The sequence below is a fragment of the Streptomyces sp. NPDC002476 genome, from assembly GCF_042889785.1.
Classification (GTDB): domain Bacteria; phylum Actinomycetota; class Actinomycetes; order Streptomycetales; family Streptomycetaceae; genus Streptomyces.
In genome coordinates this window covers 1-5,213 of record NZ_JBIARH010000093.1, presented here as the reverse complement: position 1 = coordinate 5,213, position 5,213 = coordinate 1, and the positions used below count along the sequence as shown (strand labels likewise).

Sequence of the window (5,213 nt, the reverse complement as noted above, 5' to 3'; positions counted from 1 at the left end):
CGAGCTTGGGGCGTGACCGGGTAGTGTGCACGCAGAAAGTGCCTTCCCGCTGGAACGACTGGGACTCTAGACAAGCCTCATCGTTGCAGCTCAGAGGCACTTTCGCGTTTCTGATCACGATCCGGACGCCATCCCAGATGAAACGCGCAGGCTAGGCCTGGCGACACGCTTCTGGGGCAAACGCGTCTGGGCAGTGCTGCCAGCGAAGGCAGACACCCCCGCGCGATCCGGCCTCGTTCCAGCAGTCGAGGTGTGACGTTTTCTGTTCGGGCCCTGTTCGGGCCGCTATTCCGTAGTGCCGCGGCAGAGGCCCTCGACGCGGAACCACAGGCCCGGGGCGTAGACCGCATGGATGACGGCTTCCTCTCCTCTCGTGACCCGGAGGATTCTCAGGGCCCCGCTGGAAAGTACGTCGTATTGGTAAGTGATCTCGGAATTCTCCTCGACGGTGTCGTCGTAGGAGATATCCGCCCTACGCTCGTTCGCGTATTCCTTTGGCGGCCGATTCTCCACCAGCTTGATGAAGACGCTCATGGGCCAACGGTACGGTCCTTTCGTGAGCTTCGCCCTCCGGGACGAGGGGAGGTCGAGGCGTCCGCTGGCTGAGGCCCCGCTCCTGTTCACGGCAGCCTGGCAGGGGGCGGAGCCTCCTTCACGCGGGGTGAAGCCGATCAAGTCGAGGTGGCTATTTACCGATGCCCCTCAGGTCGCTGACCTGAGGGGCATGTGCAGGGCATGCACTGCACGGGCTGTTCAGACATCGCCGTGCTGTGGGTGGTCGGCGGCCGAAGCCCGGCTGGTCGCCAGCCAGGATCGCGCGGGTTCGGCGGGATGCGTGGTGTCCACGGTGAGGTGGAGCCGGGTACTGCCTTCGCGGCCAGCCGGGTAGCTGCGTTGTTCGGTGGAATCGAAGCAGTGCCGGAGGACTTCCGCGACGCGGCGGGCGGTCTCGGGGGACGCGGCGACGACGCGAATGTCGGCGTACCCCGCCGGGGGTACCGGATCCGCTGGTGCGGGGGTGGGCGTGGCGTGTGCGGACGTTATGTTCACCGCCTCCGTCCGGAGAAGATCCGGCGGCGTCCGCGGTCCCCGTGCGGTTGCTCGCGGCGGTTACGGGCGAGGAGGGGGCCGGCGGGGTCGATGGTCGACCGGGGGCGCTTCGGGCTGCTGCTGTCGCGCCACGGCAGGACGCCGCTGTAGTGGAAGCTTGCGATCCTTTCGTCGTGCTGGGCGTTGAGTCGGCGGATCAGGAGGGCTCCCACAGTGATCAGGCCCAGGATCAAGGCCAGGGTGACGGCGATCTCCACTGCCCTCACATCCCTCGGGCGGAGGGCGGAGGCCCGGTCGGGTTCCCGGCCGGTGGTGGCGCGGTCCCACCCTCGGTCTCCCATTCCTCTTCGCGGTCCCGTGACTCCGTCGCGTCGTCGGCCGCTCGCTCGTCCTCCATCAGCCTGCTCGCGGTGAGGAGGCCTCCGGGGGTGGTCGCGGCGGACATCAGCCTGGCGGCCGCGGCCGGGTCGGTCTCCGGCGGGATGATCAGCAGGTCCAGGCGCTCCGCGGTGTAGGAGAACACGAGTAGCTTGTGCGGGTCCTGCTCATTCGTGAACCACCCCACGTGCACCGTGTGCCCGGTGACGGGAACCTTGCGCGGGATCACGGGCCAGAAGGCCGGATTCACCGTGACGTGGGTAACTCGACCCCAGGAGTGGTCCAGCCTCGCCGCCAGTGCGGGGAGCTCGCGGGAGAGGTCACGCGAGCGAGGCCACCAGGCACCGTCCAGAAGCCCCGGCGCCGTTCCTGGCGTCAGGGACAGGCGAGCGGGCGGCGAAGGGGCATGCTCGTCGGCGGTCGTACGGTCGATGGTCACTGCCATGATGCGAACCCTGCCCCCGGGCTCGTCGTCGGCGGCCCGGCATTGTGACTCGCCAGCAAACGACACCCGCATGGGCGCCGGTGTGCGAAGTGTTCCCGGTTTCTTCACCCTACTCCGGCAGGCGGGTCCGCAGGCCTCGCGCGACCAGGCAACCTTGCGGGAACGCGGGCGTGCGACGACCCTGTGGGCGACCCGCCGCCGGCCTGCGGAGTACGGGATTACTGGATCACCGCCCTGACCGAGCACCTCGGGCCCATCATGCGCGTGGGCCTGGACGGGAGTGCCTGGGAGGAGCTCCCGGTGTGGCAGACCGTCGACGACCGGGTCGTGCGCATCGACTCCTTCCCTGTCGGTGACGACACGGTCCTCATTACCCGGGGCGACAACGATCACTTCGCCCTGCTGGTGGTCCCGCCCGACGCGGCACCCGACGCTGCACGGGCCGCAATGGCCAGAGCCGTACGGGCCGACAATGTCACCCAGCCCGAACAGATCCTCGTCGACACCGGCAGCACTCCGCAGACCTGAACGCCTGGGCAGCGCGGCGTACGGTCAGCCGAGGAAGGACAGCCGGACCTTTCGGTCGGGGGTGTCCCGGCCGGTGGTCACCAGAACGACGGACTGCGCGGTCCCCAGCTCCAGCTCACCGCCGACCACGGGCAGCGTGGCGTGGGGCGGTACCAGGGCCGGGAGCATGTGATCGCGGCCGGGGACCGCACCGCCGTGGCGGTCCTGCCAGCGGTCGTCCGCGCGAAGAACCTCATGGAGGGCCGCCAGCAGGTCGTTGTCACTGCCAGCCCCGGTCTCGATGACGGCCAGGCCGGATGTCGCGTGCGGGGTGAAGACGTTCAGCAGTCCGTCTCTCCCGTGAGCGACCTCCCGGAGGAACGCGGAGCACGCGTTCGTCAGGTCGTGCATGGTTTCGGCGGAGCCGGTTGTCACGTCGACGGTGCGGGTGGTGAAGGTGCCAGTCATGGTTCACCAGTACCCGCTGTACAGGAGCAGCGCTGACGGCTGGACGGGTTGTTCTGCCGGACTCCGGTCACCGGAGCTGTCCCGCCGCCCGGCCCACGCCAAGGGCCGTCCGGTTCAGCCCTGTTCGCGACGTACAGGAAGGACTGGGTGTATTGCCCTGTGAGGTTGGGAACGCGGCTGGCGGGTGGTTTACCTGTGAGTGCGGTGTGTCCGCGGTGGTGATTGTAGGTGTGTAGCCATTGCGGGAAGGCGTCGCGTCGTTCGGCTTCTGAGCTGTAGGGGCGTGCGTAGGCCCATTCGTCGAGCAGGGTGCGGGAGGGGGGGGGGGGGGGTTTTGGTGGGGGGGGGGTTTGTGGGCCCCCCCCCCGGGCCCGTGGTGATGCCCCCGCCCCACCAACCGTGAGAGGGCGGGTGCGCGCGCTGCCCCGTTGTTGGGTGCGTGGTCCACGCCCGCCACGCCCCGACGCGCCGTCAGAGACCCACGCACCCAACAACGTGACAGCGCCTTCTCGCTCCTTCTTGCCGTGCCGCTCCAGCGCTCTGTCCTGCGATCTTGCCAGAATGGCAACGCTGATCGCGCCGAGGGGCCGCCGCGCCGCATGATCGATGGGTACCCGCCGGCCGCCCGCGAACCGAGGAGAAGTCCGCCATGCAATCCGAGCCGTCCGCCGCACTCCGCCACCGCATTGTCGAGGCCCCCGCCGGGCGCCTGCACCTGGTCGAGCAGGGCACCGGCCCGCTGGTCCTGCTCGTGCACGGCTTCCCCGAGTCCTGGTACTCCTGGCGCCGCCAACTCCCGGCCCTCGCTGCGGCCGGGTACCGGGCGGTGGCGATCGACGTGCGCGGCTACGGCCGCTCCTCCAAGCCGGAGGCGACCGACGCCTACCGGATGCTGGACCTGGTGGAGGACAACGTCGCCGTCGTGCGCGCCCTCGGCGAGGAGAGCGCGGTGGTCGTCGGCCACGACTGGGGCTCCAACATCGCCGCCGCCTCCGCCCTGCTGCACCCCGGGGTCTTCCGCGCGGTCGGCTTGCTGAGCGTCCCGTACGCGCCGCCCGGCGGCCCCGCCCCACCGACATCTTCGGCCAGATCGGCGGCCCCGAGCAGGAGTTCTACGTCTCCTACTTCCAGGAGCCCGGCCACGCCGAGGCGGAGATCGAGCCTGACGTGCGGGGCTGGCTCGCGGGCTTCTACGCGGCCCTGTCCGCCGACACCATGCCAGCCGAGGGCGAGCCCGACCCGCACTTCGTCGCCCACGGCGGCCAGCTGCGTGACCGCTTCCCCGCCGGCCCGCTCCCTGCCTGGTTGAGCGAGGAGGACCTCGACGTCTACGCCGGAGAGTTCGAGCGCACCGGTCTGACCGGCGCCCTCAACCGCTACCGCAACATGGACCGCGACTGGGAAGACCTAGCCCCCCACCGCGGAGCCCCGATCAAACAGCCCGCCTTGTTCGTCGGCGGCGCACTGGACGCATCCACCACCTGGATGGCCGACGCCATCGACGCCTGCCCCACCGCCCTCCCCGCCCTGTCCGCCTCCCACCTCCTGGACGGCTGCGGCCACTGGATCCAGCAGGAACGCCCCGACGAGGTCAACAGCCTGCTGACCGACTGGCTCGCCACCATCCAGGACTGAACCAGGCGGGCTGCCTGGGCAGCTTGGGGGTGCGTTTCGGGTGGCCGCGCCGAGGGCGCTTATGGCGGTCTGCTCGATGATGCCGAACAGTCGCACCGCACGTACTCCACTACGCCGGTGACAACAAGCGTGCCTATGTGACAACTATCGTGCCCCGGCTCAGCGGAAATGTGACTGAGCACTACATCTGGCGGATGAGCACTGAATCTGTCGGGGTGTGCAGCGGAATTAGGAACTGCGAGTTCGGCCCGGGACCTACGCTAGCGCTACCTTCCACCCCGTCTAATAGTGCTTGGTCAGGTCGGTGCGATGGTGGGGATGTCGCGGTGGCAGGTGGGGCAGGCGCCGGTCCAGGCCGCGAGCAGGATCTGTAACTCGCGGACGACTTGGTAGAGGCTCAGGCCGGCGCCGTTCCTTTTGGGGCTCTGGCCAGGCGTTGCAGGGTGCAGAAGGCGTGCGCGGCGGAGACGAGGGTGACGTGGTGGTGCCAGCCGTTGAAGGTTCGGCCCTCGAAGTGGGCCAGGCCCAGGGCCTGCTTCATCTCCCGGTAGTCGTGTTCGACGCGCCAGCGGAGCTTGGCCAGGCGGACCAGCGTGGTCAGCGGGGTGTCGGCGGGCAGATCGGACAGCCAGAACTGGACCGGCTCGGGCGCGGTGGCGGGCCACTCGGCCAGCAGCCAGCACGTGGGCAGTTCCGGACCGTCGATGGCCTGCCGGATCTCGCGTCCGGC

8 protein-coding genes and 2 pseudogenes are annotated in these 5,213 nt (G+C 69.4%); 3 read left to right on the top strand and 7 right to left on the bottom strand.

Annotation, left to right across the window (positions count from 1 at the left end):
* Positions 1–285: 285 nt before the first annotated feature.
* The 4 genes from ACFYXM_RS36870 to ACFYXM_RS36855 form a co-directional block, all read right to left on the bottom strand.
* The gene (locus tag ACFYXM_RS36870) at positions 286–534 is read right to left on the bottom strand and encodes a hypothetical protein (RefSeq protein ID WP_389296198.1); all 249 of its coding nucleotides are present in this window, start codon (positions 532–534) and stop codon (positions 286–288) included.
* A gap of 219 nt (positions 535–753) precedes the next feature.
* The gene (locus ACFYXM_RS36865) at positions 754–1,050 is read right to left on the bottom strand and encodes a hypothetical protein (RefSeq protein ID WP_389296197.1); all 297 of its coding nucleotides are present in this window, start codon (positions 1,048–1,050) and stop codon (positions 754–756) included.
* Positions 1,047–1,307 (bottom strand): hypothetical protein, encoded by a 261-nt coding sequence (locus ACFYXM_RS36860; protein ID WP_389296195.1) that lies wholly within the window; start codon positions 1,305–1,307, stop codon positions 1,047–1,049. Before ACFYXM_RS36860 ends, ACFYXM_RS36865 begins: the two co-directional genes overlap by 4 nt.
* Before the next feature lie 5 nt (positions 1,308–1,312).
* Positions 1,313–1,873 carry a DUF5994 family protein gene (locus ACFYXM_RS36855; RefSeq protein ID WP_389296193.1) on the bottom strand — a complete coding sequence of 187 codons (561 nt, stop codon included), beginning with the start codon at positions 1,871–1,873 and terminating at the stop codon, positions 1,313–1,315.
* 225 nt (positions 1,874–2,098) lie between these two features.
* On the opposite strand from ACFYXM_RS36855, the pseudogene ACFYXM_RS36850 reads away from it, so the two are divergent.
* Positions 2,099–2,401 (top strand): annotated as a pseudogene (locus ACFYXM_RS36850) (DUF5994 family protein); the annotation flags it as partial.
* Positions 2,402–2,425: 24 nt separating this feature from the next.
* Here the strand turns inward: ACFYXM_RS36850 and ACFYXM_RS36845 are convergent.
* Together ACFYXM_RS36845 and ACFYXM_RS36840 are read right to left on the bottom strand one after the other, a co-directional pair.
* Positions 2,426–2,848, bottom strand: coding sequence for a YjbQ family protein (locus ACFYXM_RS36845; RefSeq protein ID WP_389296191.1), 423 nt, complete (start codon positions 2,846–2,848; stop codon positions 2,426–2,428).
* 146 nt (positions 2,849–2,994) lie between these two features.
* Positions 2,995–3,162, bottom strand: a pseudogene (locus ACFYXM_RS36840) (integrase core domain-containing protein); the annotation flags it as partial.
* Between the two features lie 335 nt (positions 3,163–3,497).
* Here ACFYXM_RS36840 and ACFYXM_RS36835 point away from each other — a divergent pair.
* Positions 3,498–4,157 carry an alpha/beta hydrolase gene (locus ACFYXM_RS36835; RefSeq protein ID WP_389296189.1) on the top strand — a complete coding sequence of 220 codons (660 nt, stop codon included), beginning with the start codon at positions 3,498–3,500 and terminating at the stop codon, positions 4,155–4,157.
* On the top strand, positions 4,154–4,483 hold the full coding sequence (locus ACFYXM_RS36830) for an alpha/beta fold hydrolase (protein WP_389296187.1): 330 nt from the start codon (positions 4,154–4,156) through the stop codon (positions 4,481–4,483). Before ACFYXM_RS36835 ends, ACFYXM_RS36830 begins: the two co-directional genes overlap by 4 nt.
* 397 nt (positions 4,484–4,880) lie before the next feature.
* Here the strand turns inward: ACFYXM_RS36830 and ACFYXM_RS36825 are convergent.
* Positions 4,881–5,213 (bottom strand): transposase (locus ACFYXM_RS36825; RefSeq protein WP_389296186.1); only part of this gene is annotated, 333 nt, incomplete at its 5' end.

What these genes read in the sequence shown, in the direction of transcription:
- ACFYXM_RS36870 (WP_389296198.1), bottom strand. Translation starts at nt 534, where the DNA reads ATGAGCGTCTTCATCAAGCTGGTGGAGAATCGGCCGCCAAAGGAATAC.
- ACFYXM_RS36855 (WP_389296193.1), bottom strand. Translation starts at nt 1,873, where the DNA reads ATGGCAGTGACCATCGACCGTACGACCGCCGACGAGCATGCCCCTTCG.
- ACFYXM_RS36845 (WP_389296191.1), bottom strand. Translation starts at nt 2,848, where the DNA reads ATGACTGGCACCTTCACCACCCGCACCGTCGACGTGACAACCGGCTCC.
- ACFYXM_RS36835 (WP_389296189.1), top strand. Translation starts at nt 3,498, where the DNA reads ATGCAATCCGAGCCGTCCGCCGCACTCCGCCACCGCATTGTCGAGGCC.